Source organism: Agrobacterium sp. 22-209-1 (assembly GCF_053522485.1).
Window position 1 is genome coordinate 272,033 of record NZ_JBNWCH010000001.1, and the last position, 23,782, is coordinate 295,814.

Genomic DNA, 23,782 nt, shown 5'->3' on the forward strand with positions numbered 1-23,782 from the left:
ATGGCGGCGATGTCGGATGTATTGCTGCTGGTCGGCAGGCTGAATTACGTGTGGACCAACACGGAAAGCCTGATGATCTATCTGATCGTCCATCTCCTGAAAGTGGAGAAGGAAGCGGCAATCGTCGTGTTCCTGACGCTTAACACCACACGGGCGCGCATGGATCTGATCGAGCGCCTGGCGAAGCTTCCTTCCACCGATGCAAAGGACCGCAAGACCATACTCTCCATCATGGCGCGGCTGAAGAAGGAAGCGAAGACGCGCAACAAATATAATCACTGCATCTATTCCTTCGATGAAAAAGGCGAGATCGCCAGCACGCAACTCATGCGGCTGGTGGAGGATGACAGTCAGGTGCGCTACGGGAAGGTGGAGCGCATGGACGAGAAAGAAATCGGGCAGCTGGAGAAATCGATCGCCGACATCGTCGATGTCAGCAAGGACATGTGGAGTTTCATCCACGCCAGTCCGCATGTCTCGGCGGATTATCTCTAGGCTCTCGTTTGCAACCGCATTCCGATTGCCGGGTGTTGCTCGCTCCCCTCAGAAACCCTTGCCGGAAGACATAGTTTCCCGGCCGCGAAATAAAGCAGGAACGAGCCTATCTGGTAGGGGAAGATGATGTCGATCTCTACGAAGGAACGCACGACAAACAGGGCGCAGATCGCAAACAGGATGACGCCCTGCGGATCGCTCTTGCGCATCAGCACCGAGCGCAGATGCCCGAGCAAAGTGCCATAAAGCACCATGCCAAGCAGCAGCATGCCGACAAAGCCGTTTTCCACCACGGTCTCGATGTAGGTATTATGGAAATGAAAGCCGCTGCGGCCGGTAATGAAGAAATCGTTCCACAACCGTTCGGCATCGGGAAAACCCGCAACCCAGAATCCCTGATAACCGACGCCGAGGATCGGCGTCTGTTTCGCTGCCTCGATGCCCTGCTGCCAGAGGTAGGTTCGGCCGGTCAACGTCGAATCCTTGCCGAAAATGCCGAGAATGGCGTCCAGCAGGCCGAATTGCAGGGAAGCGACCGCCAGCAATGCGCCGAGACCACCGAGCACAAAAAACGTCATCTTTCGGTTCGCCGGCGAAAGCATGCCGATGGGAATGAAGCCGATGATGAGCGCGACCACCGCCGCCGTGGTAATAGTGGATGTGGCCGATTGGGACGCAAGGAGGCTATAGGCCGACAGGAGCCCGGTGACGCCGGCAATCGGCAACCAGATGCCCCTTTGCTTGAGCACCAGCACCGATGCGGCGGCAAAAATGACGCCGAGCGAGGCATAAAAGCCGAGCTGGTTCTTGGAAGAGAAAGCGCCAACGAAACTATAGGTGCCATCCAGCGCATCGAAGAGATAAATGCCGAACAGCAGCGAATAGAGCAGAACGACGGCGATGCCGATCAGCGCACCGCGCGTCAGCGTCCCGATCGAGATCACCCGCATGGCGATCAGCGCGCAGACGATATGCGTCATATACTGGATGGAGGCACGCATGGTCACCGACGCCGCTTCCGACCAGAAACTGGACAGAACCGTCAATGTGCCGAAGGCGAATATCCAGAGATAGCGCGGATAATTGCCGAGCACGCGCCGATAATCGACCACCACCAGCGGCAGCCACATGCCATAATAGGCCAGAACCGAGATTTGCCCGAAACGCGACGAGTAAGCGAAGACGAAGAATGACAGCGCAACCGCCGCCATTCCGTAAATTTCATTAAGTTCGGGATCGATCAGCGCCGATTTGGCGATCCGCATAAAAACCTCACTGCATCAGGATTTCAGATGAGACCTTGATGACATCGCCGGGCTGGAGCATGGCGTTTTCATCCACTTTCAGCTCCTTCGGCTTGCCGTTTTCCTCACGCACCACGACATAGCTGATCGTCGCGGACTTGCCCGACGGATCGAAACGGATCGCTTCTGCCGATTGCGCCAACGCTTCCGACATCAATTCGCGGCTGGTGGTCAGCTGCAGGTTAAGCTTGTCCAGTTCCGCTTCCGTGTCCTGCAGTTCCTTGGAGCGCTGCGCCACCCAGTCGTTGCGCAGGTTGATCTCGTCCTGGGTCGCCTTGTTGATATCCTGTTTGGCGCGCAGCGACTGCGTATCGATATCGAGCAGGTTGGATTCCACTTCCGCGGCGCGTTCTTCCGCAGAAATGCGCCGTTGCGACAGCGCAAGCCCCTGCTCGTTCAGCCGGTTGACGCGGTCGCGGTCCTCGTTGGCAAGCTGGAGCTGACGGTTCTGCGTTTCCGATTTCTTCTTCAGGGATTCGACTTCGCTCTCCAGAAGGGCGTGGAGGTCCGTTAGCGCCTTGAGTTGCAGGGTGTAACGTTCGGTGCGCGATTTCATCAGCGCGCTTTCGCTGGCCAGCAGCAGGTCGATATCGCCGATCTTTTCCATTTCAGGCGTCTTGGCGATGGTCGCGTCACCCTTGACCTCGGCAATCAGCCGCGCCTGACGGGCAAGCAGCCTTGCGCGCTGATTGTCATAGACGGCTGCGTCACCGCGGGCATTGATGAAGTCGCGGGCAAAGCGCTGCCCGGCATCCGAGCGCCGCAGCCCCCCGGCAAGGCTGACCGCCTTCAGCACCGTGAGATTGGCGGCATAGGGATATTCACCCGGCGTCTGCACATCGCCGCTCAAGAAGATCGGCCGGAACTGCGCGATTTCGACGGAGGCCGAAGGCAGGTTGCGAAGGGCGAACTTGCTCTGAAGCTGGGCTCCAATCTCTTCGCTGACCTCCGATGGGGTCTTGCCCGCAACATCCAGTTGGCCGATGAAAGGCAGAGACAGCGCCCCCGACGGACCGACGGAATAATCACCGTTGATCACATCCCAGTTGCGGATGCTGCCATCCGCCGGCTGCCATTCGGCAACGCGGATACGCAGCTTGTCAGCGGTACCGAGCTTATATTGGGCGCCATCCGCAGCCATGGCGGAGAGCGGCGCGGAAAGGGCGACGGAAGCGGCAAATACGAAGGCCACAAACGGGCGGCGGGCGGCAGACAAGCCGTTCATCGGGAAACTCCCTGTTAGCGGATCGCCACACGGGCGAGCCGGCCGTCGCGCAACTGGGCAGGGCCGTCTGCGCAGCGCCGCGAAAAGCGGCCGGTATGATTAGCACCAATGACGCACCCAAAGACCGGACTTGGGATCCCGGTCGGGGTGCGTGTCGAAACGAAGATCGATAAAGCCGAACTCAATATCGGTTTTCAGTAGCTTCCGCGTGAAAGGCACACGGCGGGTATGGTCTTGACGATGATGAAGACATCCTGACGCATCGACCAGTTCTGCACATAGTGCGTGTCGAAAGCGACGCGTGTCTTGTAGGATACGTCGTTGCGGCCGCTGATCTGCCACAGGCCGGTCAGGCCCGGGCGGGTGCTGAGATAATAAGCGGCGGCGCTCTCATAATAACTCAGTTCTTCATCGACGACCGGGCGTGGGCCAACCACGCTCATTTCGCCGCGGATGATGTTGAGAAGCTGCGGCAGTTCGTCGAGCGAGAGCTTGCGCAACACGGCGCCGACGGCAGTAACCCGCGGGTCGTTCTTGAGCTTGCGGGTGGCGCGCCATTCTTCGGCCGCTTCCGGATTGGCCGCAAGATATTGCCGGAGAATCTCATCACCGTTCATCGCCATCGTCCTGAATTTCAGGCAATGGAAGTAGCGGCCATTATGCCCCACACGCCGGTGACCATAAAAGATCGGGCCGGGATCGGACAACTTCACCAGCACGGCGATCAACAGGAATATCGGGCTGAAGATGAGCAGCGCAAGCGCAGCCGATGTCATATCGAAGCTGCGTTTTGCGATGCCCCCGATAGGGAAACTGACATCGAAATCTTCGGAGCTGCTGAGTGTCTGTTCAGCCGATTGGGTCGCGGACTTCATAGAGAGAACTCCATTTATGTTTTGCGATTGGTCGGTGCCCGGAGGCGCGTCTTTCCGTCTAAAGGAGATAACAAGTCTGTGTTCGGAATTTGATGCTAATGGATTTTTTGTAAGGCACATTGGCCATAACCGTCTATGCGATTTCTTGCGCGAACGGCCGATCAACGTCCGAGCAATATTAACGGTTGCATAAAAAAGCAACAAATGCGCCGATGGCCATGTGTTGAGAGCATGGGTAGTGCCGCGCCATGTATTGGGTTTTGGACCTTCGGCGGTCTTTTCTTATATGTTTCTTATGACTTGCGCAGATGGGACAGGAACGCCAAGAAAAGGCATCTCTCGAAAAGACTATTAAAGTTTTTTGCATCGCAGCAAGATTTTGGCAATGCATATAAAATTTGACATATTGGCCGGGATTTTTTGCCCGTCATTGTCGCTACGCCAATAAAAAGCGATGGAAAAATCGCAAGGAGGGCGCAAAGACGGCAAAAGCGTGGCGAGGAACCGCATTCCCGTCATAGCAGCCACGCAAAATTGCCGTAGCTCGTGGCGTTTTTTCTTCGCCCGGCGGGATTTCACCCTATCACCGGTGCCACAAACCACCGGATATGGCGGGAATCAGAAGGTCGGTGGCGTGCAGGCGCTGATGACCTCACAGGGCACGGGGCCGACGCAGCGGAAGCGGTGCGGCCTGCGGCTTTCGAAATAATAGGCGTCGCCCGGCCCCAGCACCCGCCTTTCCTCATCGACCGTCACTTCCAGACGCCCGGAGAGGATGATGCCCCCCTCCTCGCCATCGTGAACCAACGGCACCTTGCCGGTGTCCGCCCCCGGCTGGTAACATTCCTTGAGGATCTGCAGGCTGCGGCCGAAGACATTCTCACCCACCTGCCGAAAGGAGATCGACCCTTTGCCGATTTCAACCAGCTCATCCGCCCGGTAGAAAGCCTTGCGGCTTGTCTCCGGCTCGAAAGCGAAAAACTCGGCAAGGCCGATCGGTATGCCGTCAAGAATGCGCTTCAACGCGCCAACGGAGGGGTTGGAGGTGTTGGATTCAATCAGAGATATCGTCGAATTGGTGACTCCGGCACGCCTTGCCAGTTCCCTCTGGGAAATATTATGGCGCAGCCGCAAATGGCGCAAACGCCCGCCTATATCCACCGACATGCCTGAGCCCCCGTTGCCCTTGTTCGAAATAACGAAAATCCGCGTCTAAGCCTATAGCATTTTCAATGGCTTGGCCAAAGACAGAAAAGGGCTTGTTCAGTCGAGAAAATAGCTTTCAATCACCGGCAACGAACAGGAGATCACCATGGACAATCCGAACCGATCCAATTCCACCTCGCTTGACAGCTACTGGATGCCGTTTACCGCCAACCGGCAGTTCAAGGCCAATCCCCGCCTGCTGACAAGCGCCGAAGGCATGTATTACACCAGCAATGACGGCCGCCAGGTTCTCGACGGAACGGCTGGCCTTTGGTGCGTCAATGCCGGCCACGGCCGCCAGCAGATCGCGTCGGCCGTAAAGCACCAGCTTTCGACCATGGATTATGCGCCCTCCTTCCAGATGGGCCATCCCGTCGCCTTCGAATTCGCCGAACGGCTGGCTGAAATCGCCCCCGGCCCGGAAGGCGCAAAGCTCGACCGCGTGTTCTACACCGGCTCGGGTTCTGAATCGGTCGATACGGCGCTGAAGATCGCCATCGCCTATCAGCGCGCCGTCGGTCAGGGCACGCGCAGCCGCCTGATTGGCCGTGAACGCGGCTATCATGGCGTCGGCTTCGGCGGCATCTCCGTGGGCGGCTTGGTCAACAACCGCCGCGTTTTCCCGCAAATCCCTGCAGATCATCTGCGCCACACGCATGATCCGGCCAAGAACAGCTTCGTCAAGGGCCAACCCGAGCATGGGGCCGAGCTTGCGGACGATCTGGAACGGCTGGTCGCCCTGCATGGCGCGGAAACCATCGCCGCCTGCATCGTTGAACCGGTAGCCGGCTCCACCGGCGTGCTGGTGCCGCCGAAGGGTTATCTGGAGCGCCTGCGTGCGATCTGTGACAAGCACGGCATCCTGCTGATTTTCGATGAGGTCATCACCGGTTTCGGCCGCATGGGCTCCACTTTCGCCAGCAACTATTTCGGTGTTACCCCAGATATCGTCACCGCTGCCAAGGGTCTGACCAATGGCGCGATCCCCATGGGTGCGGTCTTCACCAGCCGCAAGGTGCATGATGCGCTGATGCATGGGCCGGAAAACCAGATCGAGCTCTTCCACGGCTATACCTATTCCGGCCACCCCGTCGCCTGCGCCGCAGGCATCGCGACGCTCGACATCTACCGCGACGAGGGTCTCTTCACACGCGCGGCCGAATTGCAGGATGTCTGGCACGACGCCATCCATTCCCTGAAAGGCTTGCCCAATGTCATCGACATCCGCACCATCGGCTTCATCGCCGGCATCGAGCTGCAATCGCGCGACGGTGCTGCCGGCGCACGCGCCTATGACGTCTTCGTGGATTGCTTCGAGCGCGGCCTGCTCATTCGCGTCACCGGCGACATCATCGCCCTTTCACCGCCGCTGATCGCCGAAAAATCCCATTTCGACGATATCGTCTCCATCCTCGGCGATGCGCTGAAGCGCGCGCAGTAAGAAACATGCAAACAAAAAAGGGCCGCGCTTCGAAGCGCGGCCCTTTTTGTGCCTTGTCAATAGGTCTGTGTCGGTTGCGACAGGCCGTCGCCGATCACGCCGTTACCATATTGCGCTACGGGCACACCGTCCTGGCTAATCGGCACGCCCTGTTGTGCGGGGCCGAGCGCCGTCACCACGATCGGTGTCCCGTCGGGTACGCGGTTATAAAGATCGATGATATCCTGGTTCAGCAGGCGCACGCAGCCTGAGGATACCGACTTGCCGATGGTCCACCATTCCGGCGAACCGTGCAGGCGGTAGATCGTATCCTTGCCATCCTTGAAGATATAGAGCGCACGCGCGCCGAGAGGGTTCTTGAGGCCCGGCTCCATGCCGCCGTTGCGGCTGCTATAGGGTTCCAGCTCCGGCTGGCGCGCTATCATCTCATCGGGTGGCGTCCAGCGCGGCCATTGCCGCTTGTACTGAATGACGCCGCGGCCGGACCATTCAAAGCCCGCGCGGCCAAGACCGACGCCGTAACGCATGGCCTGATTGTTCTCATAGGTGAGATAGAGGAAATGATTGGCCGTATCGACCACGATGACGCCGGGGCGCTCACCCGTCGGGTTTGCCACCATTTGCCGCAGGAACTGACGCGGAATCCGCTTATAGGGAATCTCGGGCAGCGGGAACTGTTCGTCCGGCTTGGGGCCATACATCATGGCGTACATCGGGTCGTCAGCGGGCGGCGCAGGCCTCGCTGCCTCACGCGTCGTCGTGTTGCAGCCCGCAAGGCCGGCAAGCGCCACACCACCTGCTCCAAGCAGGAAACCCCGCCGGGTCGTCATCGTCTTATTCAATTGAAAAACCTCATTTACGTCATCTCACGCCGGCAAAGGGATCTGCCAGCGCCGCCTCGGGGCGGCTTATAGGATACTTCGTGCCGGAAACCCGCGACGCCATGGCCTTGGCGCCGCTGGATTTCAAAATGGCTCGGAAGCTTGGATGCATGCCGCCGTCGACATACGCGCTGAGCGGGGCGGAAGTTCCGTCGCTCATGGCAGCGGCAAGCTTTTGTTGCTCTTCGGCCAGTTTCGACGCCACCAGCGGATCCTGCTGGTTGATCGCCGGAGGGCAGGCCGCCAACGGATCGGCAGGTTCGCCTTCGGCGAATTCACTGTTGAAAACATAACGGCGGCCGCAGACGGAAACCTTGGGCTGCCTGCGCGTTACCTCGAAATAATCGTAGCCTTCCTTCAGCGTCTTCCAGAACGGCATGTTGGGGTCGTCCCGATGCGCCGCCATGTTCCTTGCGGTCATACGGAAGGGATAGGCCTGCACCTGAAAGCGGTCCTGTCCGCCCTGGAGCGCACGCGCGACGATGGCATAAATCTCACCAACCTGGGCATCCGTCATGGCGTAGCAGCCGGAAGACGAGCAGGCGCCATGCACCATCAGCGCCTCACCGGTGTAACCGAGCGCCGATTCCAGCCGGTTAGGATAACCGAGATTGAAGGAGACATAATATTGTGAGTTCGGGTTCAACATGCCGGCCGAAACATGATAAAAACCTTCCGGCGCCTGCCGGTCGCCCGACTTCATCTTGGGGCCGAGTTTTCCGGACCAGCGGCACATGGGATAAGCCTTGAGCAGAGCGTAATTTCCGGTCTTGTCGATCTTCCAGACCTCAAGCTCGCTTTCCTGCTTGAAAATGCGAACGAGGACAGGACTTTCCGGGCGCATGCTCTTGGCCGACATCTGCGCCATCATCTTGGACGACAGTTTCGGCGGGTCTTTCTTGACGCTATCGAGCCCCATGGAAGTGCACGCGGCAAGGCCGCCGCCGATCGCAACGATCGCAGCCATTCTTGCCCCTGCCCTTACCTTTTGCCGCAACCCCGCAACCGCGAAATCCAGCATTGCCTGCATGCCCATGGATCGTTTTGCCCGCCTGATTTGCCCGCCTTTCCGGCAGACGCTTAACTATCGAAGGTGGCCACAACACGGCAACCTCGCCCATGGACAAAGTCTCGTGAACAGACGTTACCCATTCGTTAATCATAAAGACACAAGCCTGTGATGCCGCTGGCGTTGAGCTTAAAGGCTGCAGATTATCGGAGCAGCCCTTGGCCGCCATCGATCCAAACCGGCGTGCCGGTAATGTGGCGGGACGCATCCGACGCCAGGAAACCGATCAACGCGGCGACGTCGTCGCTCGTTCCGGCCACGCCGCCGGTTACCGGAATATCCCCAGCCGGGAAACGAACTGGAACCTCCGTTTTTTCCCGCCCGCGTATATCGGTATTCTCATCGATTGCCGTTTCGATTTCGCCCGGACACACCGCATTGACGCAAATACGGTGGCGCCCCAGCTCCAGCGCCAGTTGCTGCGCCATGGCGAGTTGCCCGGCCTTCGTCACGGAATAGGCCGTAGCACCGGGCGATGTGAAGGTTCGGGTGCCATTGATCGACGAAATGATAACGATGGATCCGCCGCCGGCCGCTTTCAGATGCGGCACGCTGGTATGGACGGTCAGATAGGTGCCGCGCAGGTTGATGCGGATCGTATCGTCCCATTCGGACGGTTTCAGCTCATCGATGGGCGCCCAGACACCATTGACGCCAGCATTGGCCACCACGACATCAAGCCGGCCGAAATCCTCAACCAGCGCTGCGACCGCGTGACGCATGGCCCCCTCATCCGCCACATCGGCCATGAGCACTTTCGAAGAACCGGATTCGGTTCCTATTTCGCGCGCGACATTGTTCAATTCCGATTCCGTGCGGCCCAACAGACCGACCGAGAAGCCCTGCGCCGACAGATGAAGGGCGGCGGCGCGCCCGATGCCGGAGCCAGCGCCGGTCACCAGTGCAACTTTGCGAACAACCAATGTCACTGCCCTCCTTTTCGCGAAGCAATGGAGGTGACCGTTGCCGAGACGGGATCACTCGCCGGGAAACTGTCTTCCAGTCCCTCTTCCAACTCCTCCTCCAGAATGTCGCGATCCTTCGATGTGCGAGCGCTCGCCTGTCCGTGCGGAGCTTCATCCTGCGCCGTACCTAGAGCGGAAAATTGCGAAGGCGCATCCGCACCATGGCGCGTTCCGAAGGCGGTCAGTTGCACCATCACAGCGCTCGCCCGCTTGATGGCCTCGGCATCGTCGATCCCTTCAAGACCGTCGGCGAGGCGGACCGAGACCTGATCGCCGTCGCTGCCGACGAACTCGACGGAGATAACCCCGTTATTGCGTTTTACATAGGTCGTGGAAAGTTGCATGACATGCCCTCCGGCTGGGGAAGCACCGATACGAATCCGATGCTGGAAAACGGTTAAATCCTGAATTCACAACGATGGCAGAGCGGAAGGGTTCCAGATGAATCAGGCCTTTGGCCCGGAAATGCAGGAGCCTTTCTTCCTGCGCGATGCGGTGGATGTCGCCCGCGCCCTCATCGGCGCGGAGTTCCGCATTGGCGATACCGGCGGCATCATCGTGGAGACAGAGGCCTATCATCCGGACGACCCGGCATCCCACAGCTTCAACGGGCAGACGCCGCGCAACAGCGCGATGTTCGGCCCGGCCGGCCGTCTTTATGTCTACCGGTCCTATGGTATTCACTGGTGCGCCAACTTTGTCTGCGCCCCCGGTTCCGCCGTACTTCTGCGCGCCATCGAACCCATGACCGGCATAGACATAATGAAACTGCGAAGGGGAACTGACAAGCCGAAACTTCTCTGTTCTGGTCCGGGTAGACTCTGTCAGGCGCTGGCTATTACTGGGGAGATGGACGGCGCGCCGTTGGACGCAGCGCCTTTTTTCCTGCAGTTGCCGAAAGAAGCCACCGCCGTTACCAGCGGCAGACGAATCGGCATCAGCCGCGCGACGGAATATCCGTGGCGCTTCGGGCTAAAAGGCTCGGCTTTCGTCAGCAAGAAATTCGAGAATTGAAAGGTGTGAAAGGCGAGAGCACCCTCGGCGGCTCGTCATTTTCGTCGGGGTTGGGAATCGGCGCCTCGTCCGGCAACCGGTCAGGTTCCGGTTCTTCTACCGGCGGTATATCCGGCTGCGGCGGCACAGGCATAGGCGGTTCGGGATAGGGTTCGACGGGAACGGCTGGCATGGCGGCCTCCTGATAACCAAGCTTTGCCACCGTGGACACAAGCAGCAGTTTTATAGCATGGGACAGCGCCTTCGCGCTTAAATAAGTCAGGCGGCGCAAGACCCAATTCGCCCATCGGTCAAATGCCGGTCAGGTCCCTTCGGTCAGGTTGCGCCGCCCCGCGGGTCGTACAGGGAAAACGCGGAGACGGCCCGTCCGTTCCGTTTTAATGAGGTTTTTTGCGCCGGCTCAGGCGAAACCCAGCGCGCTGCGGGAAACGTCGCGATTTTCACAATAGTCGCGGGAATGGGCCTCGTGACCATGTTCGCGAGCGGTCGAGCGGGTCAATTCCCGGCTTGGAACATTGAGCAACGCATCGGCATAGGTGCCGGTCGCCTCGACGTCATCGATCACAGTCTGCTGTTGCAGCTTTAGAAATTCAAACATCCGTCCACCTCCTTCGACACGTCCTCTCAACGCGCCGGCCCGGGCCCTGTTCCATAACGCCCGTGACTGTTCCGATTATACATGAGACGACGCGGACGTATAGATGACGAAAGGCGAACGTCATCAAACGACGTTCACAAAATGGAGTGGAATCAGTGAGCTATGGCACCAGGCTCAGGCCGGACTGACCGACTCCCGCAAGATCAGTTCGACCGGCCACAATTCCTGAACCTCGCTGACGGGGCGACCGCCGATGATCTGCAAAAGCAGGTCCGTCACCCGCATCCCCGCCATGCGCATGGGCGAGCGAGTGGTGGAAAGCGGCGGCATCATGCTTTCCGGCGTGAGGTAAGGAAAAACGTCGTCATGGGCGATGACGGAGACATCCTTGCCGATCGTCAGCCCCATCTGCGTGGCCGCGCGATAGACACCCTGCGCCGTCATCATCGCGCCTGCCACGAAGGCCGTCGGGCGCGGCGTCTGCTCCAGAAGCGAGCGGGCGAAACGGAAGGCCGCCTCCTCGCTGAAATGCTCACTCATCATGAACCGCGGATCGGGCGTAATGCCGTGGGTCGCCAGCGCCTTCCGAAAACCCTGCTCGCGGTCCTGCACGAAAGTGCGGCCAACCGGACCATTGATAAGGGCGATACGCCTGTGTCCGCGCTCCAGAAAATGGATTGTCGGACGATAGGTCACATCGTGATTGTCGATATCGAGCCAGGCATGTTCGAAAGGCGTTTTTGAGCGGCCGTGCACGATAAAGGGCACACCCAGCCGGTTGAGCAGCGCAATGCGCTCATCCTCCGGGCGCGGCGAATGCACGATGATGCCATCCACCCGGCCGCTCGCCGCAAGCCGGCTGAAAATCGCCAGTTCCTCGTCAATATTATTGTCGACCGTGACACTGACGAGGATGTCGGTCTCCTCATTTTCCAGCCGTGTCGCCATGCCGCCCATGAATTCCGAAAAGAAATGCCCGCCGCCTGAACGACCCATGACAACGCCGATGGCGCCGGCCCTGCCCGTTGCAAGCCTCACGGCGTTGGCATTCGGCCGGTAGCCATATTTCAGCGCAGCCTCCATCACCCGCTGGCGCGTTTCCTCGCGCACCTCGGGGTAGCCGCCCAGCGCCCGGCTGACGGTGGTGGGCGAAAGCCCGACTTTCTCTGCGAATTCCTTGAGCTTCATAATTTTTTGCCAATTTGCCCCTGCATGCGTTGCCGCCGCGGATTTTTCAAGCCGACAAAAATTGAAAACGATTTCAATTTTCCTTCACCTGAAACCTTACAGTTGATCATTCCCAAAGGCAAACGCCGAAAATTACAGACTAAATCAGCCGATTTCCGGGAAAATAGAAAGAGTATTGACAGATCGCTTGGCTTTTGAGAGCCTCGCATCAGTCAAAAGCGCTTTCAATTTTGAGGATAATCGGAAGCGTCAACGGAGGAGTTTGACAATGAATATTTCCCTGAAGACTTTGTTCCTGTGCGGAACCGTATTTTGCGGCGCCGTTTCGGCTCAGGCGGCCGAACTTTCGATCGCCGCCAACTCGACCGGCAAAAACATCGCATTTTTCAAGGAGCGGATCGCCGCCTTCGAAAAAGAAACCGGTCACAAGGTCAATCTCGTCACCATGCCGTCATCGTCCAGCGAACAGTTCAGCCAGTACCGGCTGTGGCTTGCCGCCGGCAACAAGGATGTCGACGTCTACCAAACGGACGTGATCTGGGCGCCGCAGCTGGCCGACCAGTTCGTGGATCTGACCGCAGCGACGAAAGATGTCATCGGCGATCATTTCCCCTCCATCGTCGCTTCGCAGACGGTAGACGGCAAGCTCGTCGCCATGCCGATGTTCACCGACGCGCCAGCGCTTTTCTATCGCAAGGACCTTCTGGAAAAATACGGCAAACAACCGCCGAAAACCTGGAAGGAACTGAGCGAGACCGCCAAGGAAATCCAGGACAAGGAGCGCGAGGCTGGCCAGAAGGACCTCTGGGGCTTCGTTTTCCAGGGCAGCGCCTATGAAGGCCTGACCTGCAACGCGTTGGAATGGATCGCCTCTGCCGGTGGCGGCCATATCGTCGAGACCAACGGCGATATCTCCGTGAACAATGAAAAAGCCGCGGCCGCCATCGAAACCGCCAAGGGCTGGGTCGGCACCATCGCGCCGCAGGGCGTGCTTGCTTACAAGGAAGAAGAAGCGCGCGGCGTCTGGCAGACCGGCAATTCCGTCTTCATGCGCAACTGGCCCTATGCCTATGCACTGGGCAATGGCGACGACAGCGCCATCAAGGGCAAGTTTGGCGTCACCCCGCTGCCCGCCGGTGCGGAAGGCGAGGCCCCTGCCTCGACACTCGGCGGCTGGAACCTCGCCGTTTCGAAATATTCCGACGATCAGGAAGCGGCCATTCAGCTGGTGAAATTCCTGGCGTCGAAAGATACCCAGAAGATGCGCGCGATCCAGCTCTCCAACATGCCGACGATCGCATCCCTTTACGATGACAAGGATGTCGCCGACGCGCAGCCCTTCATGCCGACATGGAAACCAATCTTCCAGACCGCCGTTCCGCGTCCCTCCGCCGCGGCGAAGGTGAAATATAACGAAGTTTCCGCCAAGTTCTGGGGCGCCGTGCACAACACGCTCTCCGGCAACGGCACGGCGGCTGAGAATCTCGAACTTCTCGAGGTTGAACTGACCGATCTCAAAGGCAACGGCTGGTAGTCCGGCCCGCGCGGGCGGCGGTCTCGCCTGATCGCCTTCCGCGCCCCAACCGCGAGATATCCCCATGAACGACATCGCCCTTCAAAAACCGGTCGCGGCATCCGGCGCCAGCTCCGACCTGCAATCGGAACGCCTGAAATCCGCCTGGCTGTTCCTTGCCCCCACATTTCTGGTGCTGGCGCTGGTGGCCGGCTGGCCGCTGGTGCGCACCGTGTGGTTCAGCCTCACCGACGCTTCGCTGACCAATCTGGAGGGTGCGCAATTCGTCGGCCTCAAGAACTATCTCACCTGGATCACGCTCAGCAGCGGCCGCACCATCTATCGCGGCCTTCTTGCCGATCCCGCATGGTGGGGCGCGGTTCTCAACACACTCAAATTCACCATCCTCTCTGTCAGCTTCGAAACCGTGCTAGGCCTCGTCGTCGCTCTGGTTCTGAACGCGGAGTTCAAAGGACGCGGCTTTGTGCGCGCCGCCATCCTCGTGCCATGGGCCATTCCGACCATCGTCTCGGCGCAGATGTGGGCGTGGATGCTGAACGACCAATTCGGCATCCTGAACGACCTGTTCCTCAATCTTGGGCTGATCTCCCAGAAGATCGCGTGGACAGCCAATCCGGATACCGCAATGGTCGCCGTGCTGATCGTCGATATCTGGAAGACGACGCCGTTCATGGCGCTGCTCATCCTCGCCGGCTTGCAGATGGTGCCGAAGGACATGTATGAGGCGGCCAAAGTGGACGGCATCCACCCCGTCAAAGTGTTCTTCCGCGTCACGCTGCCGATGATCAGGCCCGCGCTCATGGTCGCTGTCATCTTCCGCATGCTGGATGCGATGCGCGTCTTCGACCTCATCTACATTCTGACGCCGAATAATGCCCAGACCCGCACTATGTCGGTGCTGGCGCGCGAGAACCTGTTCGATTTCGACAAGTTCGCTTACGGTGCTGCAGCCTCCACCATGCTGTTCCTCATCATCGCCTCGATCACCGTCATCTATATGTGGCTGGGGCGCGTCAACACCGATGGAGCCGCGCGATGACCCTGCCAAGCATCCTGAAAACCACCGCGTTTTATGCGCTGGTCGCCGTCATCATGGTGATTTCGGTATTCCCGTTTTACTACGCGATCCTGACGAGCCTGAAATCCGGCTCGGCGCTGTTCCAGGTCAATTATTGGCCCCGCGAATTTTCGCTGACAAATTACAGCTTTGTCATCGGCAACGGCACGTTCCTGCGCAATCTCGGCAATTCACTGTTCGTTGCATCTTCGGTCGTCGTGCTGTCGCTGTTCCTTGCGGTAACCGCGTCCTATGCCTTGGCCCGCGTGCGCTTCCGGGGCCGCTCGCTGCTGCTTCTCACCATCCTGTCGGTTTCGATGTTCCCGCAGATCGCCGTTCTTGCCGGCCTGTTCGAACTGATCCGCTGGGCGGGCATCTTCAACACGCCGCTCGCGCTGATCTTTTCCTACATGATCTTCACCCTGCCCTTCACGGTATGGGTGCTGACAACCTTCATGCGTGACCTGCCGATCGAAATCGAGGAAGCGGCAATCGTCGATGGCGCAACGCCATGGGTCATCATCACCCAGGTGTTCATGCCCTTGATGTGGCCAGCGCTCGTCACGACAGGGCTTCTCGCCTTCATCGCGGCGTGGAACGAGTTCCTCTTCGCGCTCACCTTCACCTCATCGAACGAGCAGCGCACGGTGCCTGTCGCCATCGCGCTCCTGTCGGGTGGCTCGCAGTTCGAAATCCCCTGGGGAACGATCATGGCGGCCTCCGTCATCGTCACAGCACCCCTCGTCGTCCTCGTTCTGATCTTCCAGCGACGCATCATCTCCGGCCTCACCGCCGGCGGCGTCAAAGGCTAGGAGAAACATCATGACCACCATTCAACTGCGCGATCTTCGCAAATCCTTCGGCGCCTTCGATGTCATCAAGGGCATCGACATGGATATCCGCTCCGGCGAATTCATGGTCTTTGTCGGCCCTTCCGGCTGCGGCAAGTCCACGCTTCTGCGCCTCATCTGTGGGCTGGAAGAGATTTCGAGCGGCACCCTGTCCTTCGACGGCGAGGCGGTGAACCGCCTGCCGCCCGCCAAACGCGGCGTCGCCATGGTCTTCCAGTCCTATGCGCTTTATCCGCATATGACCGTGTTCGAGAACATGGCCTTCGGCATGAAATTGTCAGGTGCGAACAAGGAACAGCGCAGGAAACGCGTGGAAGCGGCAGCCGAGATGCTGCAGCTCACACCCTACCTGGAACGTCTGCCGAAGCAGCTTTCCGGCGGCCAGCGCCAGCGTGTTGCTATCGGCCGCGCCATCGTGCGAGATCCGAAGGTGTTCCTGTTCGACGAACCGCTCTCCAACCTCGATGCGGCGCTGCGCGTCGCCACCCGTCTGGAAATCGCCAAGCTGCATCGCGAAATGCATGACACGACAATGATCTACGTTACCCACGATCAGGTGGAGGCTATGACGCTCGCCGACCGAATCTGCGTGTTGCGTGACGGCCGCGTCGAGCAGATCGGCACGCCGCTGGAGCTTTATGAAAGCCCTGTCAACACCTTCGTCGCAGGCTTCATCGGCTCGCCGAAGATGAACTTCCTCACCGGCAAATATGCCGAAGCCGAAGGCGCAAAAACCATCGGCATCCGCCCCGAACACATCACCATCGCCCCCAACGGCGACGGCTGGAGCGGCGAGATCGTGCATTCGGAAATGCTGGGATCGGACAGCTATATCTATGTCGAGATTGGCGCGGATGAACCCGTCGTCGTTCGCGAAGAGGGCGTGACCGGCCGCACGGCGGGCGAACGCATCGCCGTTGTGCCGGATGAGGCTCAAATCCACCGTTTCGACGCCGAGGGCCGGGCGCTTACCCGCAACCCTGCCAGGGGTGCCGCCTGAACATTCAACTTTCGCCGGGCTCACCCAAAGTCCCGGCTTTCACCGAGGAGCATGACAATGACCATCAACACCGTTGTATGGGGCGAAAATATCCACGAACACATCAACGAGACGGTGCGTTCGATCTATCCAAACGGCATGCACAACACCATCGCCGACGCGCTGAACCAGAGCCCTGAGATCAATGCCACGACAGCTACGCTGCAGGAGCCGGAACACGGGCTTTCGCAGGAGCGCCTCGACAAGACCGACGTTCTCGTCTGGTGGGGCCACAAGGACCATGGCGCGGTTCAGGATGAAATCGTCGAGCGTGTCGCCAAGCGCGTCTGGGAAGGCATGGGCCTGATCGTCCTGCATTCCGGCCACTTCTCCAAGCCGTTCAAGCGTTTGATGGGCACGCCATGCGCGCTGAAATGGCGTGAGGCAGGCGAACGCGAGCGTCTGTGGACGATCAATCCGCGCCACCCGATTGCCGCCGGCCTGCCGGAACATTTCGAGCTCGAAAACGAGGAAATGTATGGCGAACAGTTCTCCGTGCCGGAGCCGCTGGAAACCGTGTTCATCTCCTGGTTCCAGGGCGGCGAAGTCTTCAGATCCGGCCTCACCTGGCGTCGCGGCGCCGGCAACATCTTCTATTTCCGCCCCGGGCACGAAACCTATCCGACCTATCACGATGCCAATGTCCAGAAGGTCATCAGCAATTCGGTGAAATGGGCCTATAATCCGATTGGCGCACTGAAGAGCATTCACGACGCCCCTAATGTCCCCATCGACAAGGCGCTGGAGCCCATCGAAGAACGCGGTCCCAAGCTGCACAAGGCAGGCGAAGCAGGTTACAGGTAAACACCATGAGACTTCTCATTCTCGGAACCGGCGGCATGGCCAACAATCATGCCACCTATTTCTCACAAATTCCCGGCGTCGAACTGGTCGCGGCGGTGGATGTGGATGACGTGGTGGTGCGCGGCTTTGCCCTGCGCCACAACATCCCGCTCTCCTTCACCTCGCTGGATGACGCCATTGCCTGGGGTGAATTCGATGCGGCGGCGAATGTGACGCCGGATGCGATCCATCACCCCACCAGCCTTAAACTGCTGGCGGCTGGCAAGCATGTCTTCTGCGAAAAGCCGCTGGCGGAAAACTACGCCAAGGCCGCCGAAATGGCCGATGCCGCCGAGAAGGCTGGCCTCGTCGCCATGGTCAACCTCACCTATCGCAACGTCGCACCCTTGCAGGCGGCGCGTGAAATGGTGTTGGCCGGCGAAATCGGCAAGGTGCGGCATCTGGAAGCCTCCTATCTCCAGAGCTGGCTCGTTTCCAAGGCCTGGGGCGACTGGATGACGGAGAGCAAGTGGCTGTGGCGACTTTCCACCAAGCACGGCTCAAACGGTGTTCTGGGTGATGTCGGCATCCACATTCTCGACTTCGCCTCCTATGGCGCGGGCAGCGATGTGGAGCGCATCTTCACGCGGCTGAAGACCTTCGACAAATATGAAGGCAACAAGATCGGCGTCTACGATCTCGACGCTAATGACAGCTTCACCATGACCGCCGAGCTTGAAAACGGCGCCATGGGCGTCATCCATGCCAGCCGATGGGCAACGGGCCATCTCAACGAACTTCGTTTGCGCATCCACGGCGACAAGGGCGCACTCGAAGTCATCCACACGCCCGATTACTCCAGCCTGCGCGCCTGCATCGGTGACGATGTGGAAAAGGCGATCTGGAAGACAATCGATGTCGACCCGGTGCCGACGAATTACGAAAAATTCGCCAAGGCGGTGATGGAAGGTGGCGTCGCCGACCCGGACTTCCGCCACGCCGCCAATCTGCAGAAGGTGCTCGATCTGTCGATCATTGCGGATCGGGAAAGGCGCGAGCTGGCCGTTTCGGCTTGATGTGAAAGAACAACATGCGGCAAAACGTTGCCGCATGCTTCTTCTCCCCGCCGGGGAGAAGAAGCAAGTGGCACCCGCTCGCTCAATCCGCTATTCGCTTTCTCAAAGACGTGGACTACGACGTGGAATTTTAATCCTTCCGCGAAACCTATACCCCCCGCTTATTCCCCCACAACAGCACATGCAGCTGCGGCAGCACGCGGGCGGAAAACCAGCGATCCACGCTGACCTTGTCCACCAGCCACAACATCCGGTCCATCACCCCATCGATATCGACACGCGCATCGTCGTCATCCGGCGGTGGCGGGGTGTGGTTGCCGGGCTGGAGATAGACAGGCAGATGCGGGAAACGTGCGGATGCCGCCTTGGCATAGGCATAGTCCGCATCGTCGAACACCACGATCTTCAGCGCCACCTGCGGTCCGTCACCGGCGGCGGCAAGACAGCCTTCGAAGGCTTGCCAGTCGGTTTCCATTTCGCTCGATGGCGGCTTGGGGCTCAGCACCAGATGGTCGAGATCGGCAAACCAGTCTTTGGCGATACTGCCCTGCGTTTCCAGCGCAAAGCGATACCCCTCGCCCTGCCCCTTCGATATCAAAGATCCGAGCGGCTGGATGGCCGGATTGCCGCCAGACAGCGAGACCGTCAGCGGCACGCCGCCGGACAGCCGCCGCACCTCCTGCCAGATTGCGTCGACCGACATGGGTTTCCACGTTTCGCGATAATCGCTATCGACCGCGTGCAGCGTGTCGCACCAGGAACAGCGATAATCGCAGCCGCCGGTGCGCACGAAGACGGTCGGCAGACCGATCAGCAGACCTTCGCCCTGAATGGTGGGCCCGAAGATTTCGCTGATGCGGATCGTTGCGTCCTTCGCTGCAATCTTGTGTGCAGCCATCGTCATGGCCGGTATTCCGCCCAGGTCTTGGCGGTTTCGCTGACGCGCACGGCGCTGGTTTCCGGCAGACGCTCTTTGCACCAGTCATAAAAATGCTTCGCCAGGCATTCCGCCGTCACCCGGTCATGGCCGAGAACGTCATTCAGGTGGCGATGGTCGAACTTGTCGTCGATGTAGTGCTTCAGCGGCGCAAGCTCATGATAATCGCGCACGAAACCGTGCTCGTTCAGCGCTTCGCCTGCCAGCTCGATCTCGACAATGTAATTATGCCCATGCAGGCGATTGCACTGGTGATCCGACGGCAGGCTTTTCAACTGGTGAGAGGCGGAAAAGTGAAACTCCTTGGTGATGCGGAACATCAACGCACCTCCTGCGCCGCAAAGGCGTGCGTGGCCGCCACCCAGAAGTCCGGGTCCTCATAATCTGTCGGATCGGTGACGCCTGCCAGATGAAAGGCCTCGCGGCGTTCCACGCAGGTGCCACAGCGGCCGCAGTGGCGCAAGCCGCCCTTGTAACAGGACCATGTTTCACCGAAGGGCGTTCCATATTTTGCACCATCGGTCACGATGGCCGCCTTGGAAACGGTGACGTAGGGCGCGAAGAGTTTCACATCGGCATAACCTTCAAGCGCGTGCGCCTGCATGGAGTTGAAGCTGTCGATGAAGCCCGGCCGGCAGTCGGGGTAGATGAAATGATCGCCGCCGTGCACGGCAATCGCCACCGCATCCGCCTGCTGCGCGGCAGCCAGCCCAAAAGCAATGGTGAGCATGATGGCATTGCGGTTCGGCACCACGGTGGAGCGCATGGTCTCCTCCGCATAGTGGCCATCAGGCACCTCCACATCGTCGGTCAGTGCGGAACCGGTGAGATGCGTGCCGATGGTTCTGATATCGATAATATGATGCGGCACGCCGAGCCGTCTGGCGCAATCGGCGGCAAAATCCAGTTCCTTCCTGTGGCGCTGGCCATAATCGAAGGAGACGAGAGCGAGAAGCTCATGTTCCGCGGCGATTTTATGCGCGAGCGAAACGGAGTCCAATCCGCCGGAGCAGATGACGATAGTTTTCATAATTTAGGATCCCTTGTTTTGACCGGGTGGGCTGCGACCGGATACGGCGCGGCTTTAAAGCAAAGCGAAGGGATTGTGAAGGGCTGCCGCGAAAACAGGAAAGCGGCGAAGTCGCCTTCGCCGCTTTCCGGATCATAAACGCATTAGCGCAGCAGCGCCTGCGCCTCCTCGATGCCGAGGGCTGCCGGCTGTGTGCAGGTCGTTGTCATCTCGATGAAGCGGCCTTCCTCACCGGACTTCAGGATCGAGGTCATCACGTCGATACCGTGCAGGGAGCGATCCAGCGAGCAACGTGCATCACGGCCCTCCAGAATGGCAATCGCCATATCGGCAAGGCCGGCCGTGCGGTAATTGGCGCGCGGGCCGTGGGGACTTTCCTGGTTGGAAATGCCGAAAGGATGCGCCCAGTCTTCCAGCGGCTGGATATTCTTGTCTCGGCCGCTGGCTTCGACAACCCCGCCGAAGAAATTGGGGTCCGGCACATAGATCGAGCCTTCCGTGCCGTAGAGTTCCATATTGGCGTGGCGGTGTGACCAGACATCCCAGCTGGCGGAAAGTGTGATCGTCGCACCGTTCACAAATTCCAGCAGCGCGTGGATATTGGTCGGCGTTTCGACAGGAATGACCTCGCCGTTCAGCGGCTGACTGGTCACCGTACGGGTCGGATTGGCCATGCTTGTCAACGCGCCGACGCGCTTTATCGGGCCGATGAGGTTGATGAGGTTGGCAACGTAATAGGGACCGAGATCGAGGATCGGCCCGCCGCCCTTGAGGAAGAAGAAGCCCGGATTGGGGTGCCACATCTCCATGCCGGGGCTCATAACGTGGCAGGTTCCGGACGTGATGCGGCCGACCTTGCCGTCATCGATATATTGTCGGGCAAGCTGATGCGCACCGCCGAGGAAAGTATCCGGGGCGCAGCCGACGGAGAGATTTTTCTCGCGGGCAATGCGCCGCAGCTCCTCACCCTCTTCCAGCGAAAGCACCAATGGCTTTTCCGAATAGACGTGTTTTCCCGCCTCAAGGGCTGCTTTCGACACCGGGAAATGTGCGGCGGGGATGGTGAGGTTCACCACCACATCGATTTCGGGATTGGCGAGCAGTTCCTCGATGGACTGCGCGACAACACCGAATTCTTCCGCCCTCAGCTCCGCCGCATTGCGGTTGAGATCAGCGCAGGCCAGCACCTTGATGCCCTTGAAGAGCGGTGCCAGCGAAAAATAAGCAGACGAGATATTGCCGCATCCGATGATGCCGACGCCAAGATCTCTGGCCATGATTTAGACTCCGAAAATTGAAACTTAGTAGGTTTTGAAGGACGCGATCGAGCGGGTGATCAGCCGGTCGATATCCTTCGGATTGTCGTGCTCGACCACGAAATGTTTCGTGGCGGATTTCGCCTTCAGCGCCGCGACGAGGCCTTTCCAGTCCACCGTGCCATGGCCGACATCGGCCCAGCCGTCCTCATCCGCATTCTCGCCAGCCGGCGCGATATCCTTGACATGCACGGCGGAGATGCGCTTGCCGTAGCTTTCGATCCAGGCGAGCGGATCGGCATTGCCTCTGATAATCCAGGCGATATCCGCCTCCCATTTCAGGTCCGGGCCGCCGGCAAAAATCTGCTCCTGCGGGGTGGAGCCGTCGGCGAGCTGCTTGAATTCAAAGTCATGGTTATGCCAGCCGAAAGTCAGACCGGCATCCACGAAGGGCTTTCCGGCCTCCTGCAGACGCTTGCCGAAGGCAAACCAGCCAGCGGCGTCTGTCGGGCGCTGATCAGGCATCAGATAAGGGCAATAGATTGCCTCTACACCCAGAACCGTGGCAATATTGAGCGCCTTTTTCGGGTCACCCTCGAGAAGATCGAGGCCGAAATGACCGGTCGGCATCGAAAGGCCGTTGGCTTCGAGTTCGGAGCGCAGGCCTTTTAGGCCTGGTTCATCCAGCGAAGCATACATCGCGCCATAACCCTCGACATGTTTATAACCCGCAGCCGAAAGCTTTTTCAGAATATCGGAAAAAGGCTGGAAATTGCGGGCGCTGTAAAGCTGAAAACCGAGTTCTGTCATTGTCTCCTCCATAGAGATCTGGGTCTTGGGATTGTGTGGGGGAAATCGGAGGCGTTCTAGAGCCGCTCCTCGCTTTGCGCGTCGAACAGTGAGGCCATCGTCATGTCGAGGCCGAGGCGCACCTTCGTGCCCGGAGAGAACCGCCTGTGGCCGCCGACGCGGACCGACATGGTGTGCCCGGCATGTTTCAGCCAGATCAGATTGTCGGCCCCCATCGGCTCCTCGATATCGACGATTGCCTCATGCACTTCGCCACCGACGATATCGGCATCGACCCGCACATGTTCCGGGCGCACCCCGAGAACGACGGCGCGGCCGCCGGCCAGCGGCGTTTCCGCATGATAACCGTCCAGCGCGAAGGTGACGCCGTTGGTGGTGAAAACCACCTTGCCGTCCTTTTCGATCAACTCGCCGCGCAGAAAATTCATCGAGGGGGAACCGATGAAACCGGCGACGAAGAGGTTCCGCGGTTTGTTGTAGATGGTGACGGGGTCCGCCAACTGCTGGATGACGCCGCTCTTCATGATGGCGATGCGATCCGCCAGCGTCAGCGCCTCGATCTGGTCGTGCGTCACATAGATCATGGTGTTCTTCAGCGACTGGTGCAGCCGCTTGATTTCGACACGCAGTTCCGAGCGCAGCTTGGCGTCGAGGTTCGAGAGCGGCTCGTCGAACAGGAACACATCCACATCGCGCACCAGCGCCCGACCGATCGCCACGCGCTGGCGCTGGCCGCCGGAAAGCTCGGCCGGCTTGCGCTTCAGCAAAGGCTCGATCTGCAAAATGCCCGCCGCCCTTTTGACGCGGCGGTCGATCTCCTCCTTCGGCACCTTGGCGACCTGAAGGCCGAAGGACAGGTTCTTTTCCACCGTCATCTGCGGATAAAGCGCGTAGGACTGGAACACCATGCCAATGCCGCGATCCTTCGGCTCTTCCCAGGTGACGTTGCGGTCCTTGATGTATATCTGTCCGTCGGTCGGTTCCAGAAGCCCGGCAATGCAGTTGAGAAGGGTCGACTTGCCGCAGCCGGACGAGCCGAGCAGCACGAGGAATTCGCCGTCATAAATATCGAGATTGAGATCTTTCAGCACGGCAACGGCGCCGAAAGACAGTGAAAGATCGCGGATGGAAACGCTTTTGTTCATATA

At 59.4% G+C, this 23,782-nt stretch carries 25 protein-coding genes; 9 read left to right on the forward strand and 16 right to left on the reverse strand.

Translation table 11 applies throughout. From position 1 onward, the window contains the following. Positions 1–495 (forward strand): hypothetical protein, encoded by a 495-nt coding sequence (locus tag ACQZ48_RS01195; RefSeq protein WP_003523808.1) that lies wholly within the window; start codon positions 1–3, stop codon positions 493–495. Here ACQZ48_RS01195 and ACQZ48_RS01200 read toward each other — a convergent pair. The 4 genes from ACQZ48_RS01200 to ACQZ48_RS01215 all read right to left on the reverse strand — a co-directional run bounded on the left by ACQZ48_RS01200 (position 492) and on the right by ACQZ48_RS01215 (position 5,066). Further along, positions 492–1,760: an O-antigen ligase family protein gene (locus tag ACQZ48_RS01200; protein ID WP_173990750.1), complete on the reverse strand. Its 1,269-nt coding sequence runs from the start codon at positions 1,758–1,760 to the stop codon at positions 492–494. The genes ACQZ48_RS01195 and ACQZ48_RS01200 overlap by 4 nt on opposite strands. A 7-nt stretch (positions 1,761–1,767) precedes the next feature. Then, on the reverse strand, positions 1,768–3,024 hold the full coding sequence (locus ACQZ48_RS01205) for a polysaccharide biosynthesis/export family protein (protein WP_077984347.1): 1,257 nt from the start codon (positions 3,022–3,024) through the stop codon (positions 1,768–1,770). A gap of 194 nt (positions 3,025–3,218) precedes the next feature. Then, positions 3,219–3,899 (reverse strand): sugar transferase, encoded by a 681-nt coding sequence (locus ACQZ48_RS01210; protein WP_077984348.1) that lies wholly within the window; start codon positions 3,897–3,899, stop codon positions 3,219–3,221. Positions 3,900–4,517: 618 nt separating this feature from the next. Then, positions 4,518–5,066: a cupin domain-containing protein gene (locus ACQZ48_RS01215; RefSeq protein ID WP_173990752.1), complete on the reverse strand. Its 549-nt coding sequence runs from the start codon at positions 5,064–5,066 to the stop codon at positions 4,518–4,520. A 145-nt stretch (positions 5,067–5,211) separates the two neighbouring features. On the opposite strand from ACQZ48_RS01215, the gene aptA reads away from it, so the two are divergent. After that, positions 5,212–6,546 carry an omega-aminotransferase AptA gene (gene aptA / locus ACQZ48_RS01220; protein WP_448728400.1) on the forward strand — a complete coding sequence of 445 codons (1,335 nt, stop codon included), beginning with the start codon at positions 5,212–5,214 and terminating at the stop codon, positions 6,544–6,546. A 56-nt stretch (positions 6,547–6,602) separates the two neighbouring features. On the opposite strand, the gene ACQZ48_RS01225 is transcribed toward aptA, so the two are convergent. From ACQZ48_RS01225 to ACQZ48_RS01240, 4 genes are all read right to left on the reverse strand, one after another. After that, entirely contained in the window at positions 6,603–7,388 is a 786-nt protein-coding gene (locus ACQZ48_RS01225; RefSeq protein WP_137411622.1) for a L,D-transpeptidase, read from the reverse strand. A gap of 19 nt (positions 7,389–7,407) precedes the next feature. Further along, positions 7,408–8,463 carry a L,D-transpeptidase family protein gene (locus ACQZ48_RS01230; RefSeq protein ID WP_165691335.1) on the reverse strand — a complete coding sequence of 352 codons (1,056 nt, stop codon included), beginning with the start codon at positions 8,461–8,463 and terminating at the stop codon, positions 7,408–7,410. 176 nt (positions 8,464–8,639) lie between these two features. Further along, positions 8,640–9,425, reverse strand: coding sequence for an SDR family oxidoreductase (locus ACQZ48_RS01235; protein ID WP_448728401.1), 786 nt, complete (start codon positions 9,423–9,425; stop codon positions 8,640–8,642). Further along, the gene (locus ACQZ48_RS01240) at positions 9,422–9,805 is read right to left on the reverse strand and encodes a hypothetical protein (protein ID WP_162520334.1); all 384 of its coding nucleotides are present in this window, start codon (positions 9,803–9,805) and stop codon (positions 9,422–9,424) included. The genes ACQZ48_RS01235 and ACQZ48_RS01240 overlap by 4 nt, the downstream gene beginning before the upstream one ends. Before the next feature lie 97 nt (positions 9,806–9,902). On the opposite strand from ACQZ48_RS01240, the gene ACQZ48_RS01245 reads away from it, so the two are divergent. Next, positions 9,903–10,475, forward strand: a complete 573-nt coding sequence (locus tag ACQZ48_RS01245) for a DNA-3-methyladenine glycosylase (RefSeq protein WP_077984996.1) — start codon at positions 9,903–9,905, stop codon at positions 10,473–10,475. Between the two features lie 400 nt (positions 10,476–10,875). Here the strand turns inward: ACQZ48_RS01245 and ACQZ48_RS01250 are convergent, their stop codons facing one another. Both ACQZ48_RS01250 and ACQZ48_RS01255 read right to left on the reverse strand, forming a co-directional pair. After that, entirely contained in the window at positions 10,876–11,073 is a 198-nt protein-coding gene (locus tag ACQZ48_RS01250) for a hypothetical protein (protein WP_077984997.1), read from the reverse strand. Between the two features lie 174 nt (positions 11,074–11,247). After that, entirely contained in the window at positions 11,248–12,261 is a 1,014-nt protein-coding gene (locus ACQZ48_RS01255) for a substrate-binding domain-containing protein (protein ID WP_077984998.1), read from the reverse strand. A gap of 268 nt (positions 12,262–12,529) precedes the next feature. Between ACQZ48_RS01255 and ACQZ48_RS01260 the strand changes: the two genes are divergently transcribed. The 6 genes from ACQZ48_RS01260 to ACQZ48_RS01285 all read left to right on the forward strand — a co-directional run bounded on the left by ACQZ48_RS01260 (position 12,530) and on the right by ACQZ48_RS01285 (position 18,601). Beyond that, positions 12,530–13,795 (forward strand): ABC transporter substrate-binding protein, encoded by a 1,266-nt coding sequence (locus ACQZ48_RS01260; RefSeq protein ID WP_077984999.1) that lies wholly within the window; start codon positions 12,530–12,532, stop codon positions 13,793–13,795. Positions 13,796–13,859: 64 nt separating this feature from the next. Further along, positions 13,860–14,834, forward strand: a complete 975-nt coding sequence (locus ACQZ48_RS01265; RefSeq protein ID WP_077985000.1) for a carbohydrate ABC transporter permease — start codon at positions 13,860–13,862, stop codon at positions 14,832–14,834. Then, a complete protein-coding gene (locus tag ACQZ48_RS01270) occupies positions 14,831–15,664 on the forward strand; it encodes a carbohydrate ABC transporter permease (RefSeq protein ID WP_045018509.1) in 834 nt (277 codons plus the stop codon). Before ACQZ48_RS01265 ends, ACQZ48_RS01270 begins: the two co-directional genes overlap by 4 nt. A 10-nt stretch (positions 15,665–15,674) precedes the next feature. Further along, on the forward strand, positions 15,675–16,703 hold the full coding sequence (locus ACQZ48_RS01275; protein WP_142911925.1) for an ABC transporter ATP-binding protein: 1,029 nt from the start codon (positions 15,675–15,677) through the stop codon (positions 16,701–16,703). 57 nt (positions 16,704–16,760) lie between these two features. After that, positions 16,761–17,546 carry a ThuA domain-containing protein gene (locus ACQZ48_RS01280; RefSeq protein WP_448728402.1) on the forward strand — a complete coding sequence of 262 codons (786 nt, stop codon included), beginning with the start codon at positions 16,761–16,763 and terminating at the stop codon, positions 17,544–17,546. Between the two features lie 5 nt (positions 17,547–17,551). Then, positions 17,552–18,601: a Gfo/Idh/MocA family protein gene (locus ACQZ48_RS01285; protein ID WP_080795870.1), complete on the forward strand. Its 1,050-nt coding sequence runs from the start codon at positions 17,552–17,554 to the stop codon at positions 18,599–18,601. Between the two features lie 148 nt (positions 18,602–18,749). Here the strand turns inward: ACQZ48_RS01285 and queE are convergent, their stop codons facing one another. From queE to ACQZ48_RS01315, 6 genes are all read right to left on the reverse strand, one after another. After that, a complete protein-coding gene (queE, locus tag ACQZ48_RS01290; RefSeq protein ID WP_137411613.1) occupies positions 18,750–19,505 on the reverse strand; it encodes a 7-carboxy-7-deazaguanine synthase QueE in 756 nt (251 codons plus the stop codon). Continuing rightward, positions 19,502–19,858, reverse strand: a complete 357-nt coding sequence (queD, locus tag ACQZ48_RS01295) for a 6-carboxytetrahydropterin synthase QueD (protein WP_077985005.1) — start codon at positions 19,856–19,858, stop codon at positions 19,502–19,504. Before queD ends, queE begins: the two co-directional genes overlap by 4 nt. Further along, a complete protein-coding gene (gene queC / locus ACQZ48_RS01300) occupies positions 19,858–20,568 on the reverse strand; it encodes a 7-cyano-7-deazaguanine synthase QueC (protein WP_448728403.1) in 711 nt (236 codons plus the stop codon). Before queC ends, queD begins: the two co-directional genes overlap by 1 nt. 143 nt (positions 20,569–20,711) lie before the next feature. Beyond that, positions 20,712–21,845: a Gfo/Idh/MocA family protein gene (locus ACQZ48_RS01305; protein WP_077985007.1), complete on the reverse strand. Its 1,134-nt coding sequence runs from the start codon at positions 21,843–21,845 to the stop codon at positions 20,712–20,714. A gap of 24 nt (positions 21,846–21,869) precedes the next feature. Beyond that, positions 21,870–22,634, reverse strand: a complete 765-nt coding sequence (locus tag ACQZ48_RS01310) for a sugar phosphate isomerase/epimerase family protein (protein WP_077985296.1) — start codon at positions 22,632–22,634, stop codon at positions 21,870–21,872. Between the two features lie 56 nt (positions 22,635–22,690). Continuing rightward, positions 22,691–23,779 (reverse strand): ABC transporter ATP-binding protein, encoded by a 1,089-nt coding sequence (locus ACQZ48_RS01315; protein ID WP_077985297.1) that lies wholly within the window; start codon positions 23,777–23,779, stop codon positions 22,691–22,693. Positions 23,780–23,782: the final 3 nt, after the last annotated feature.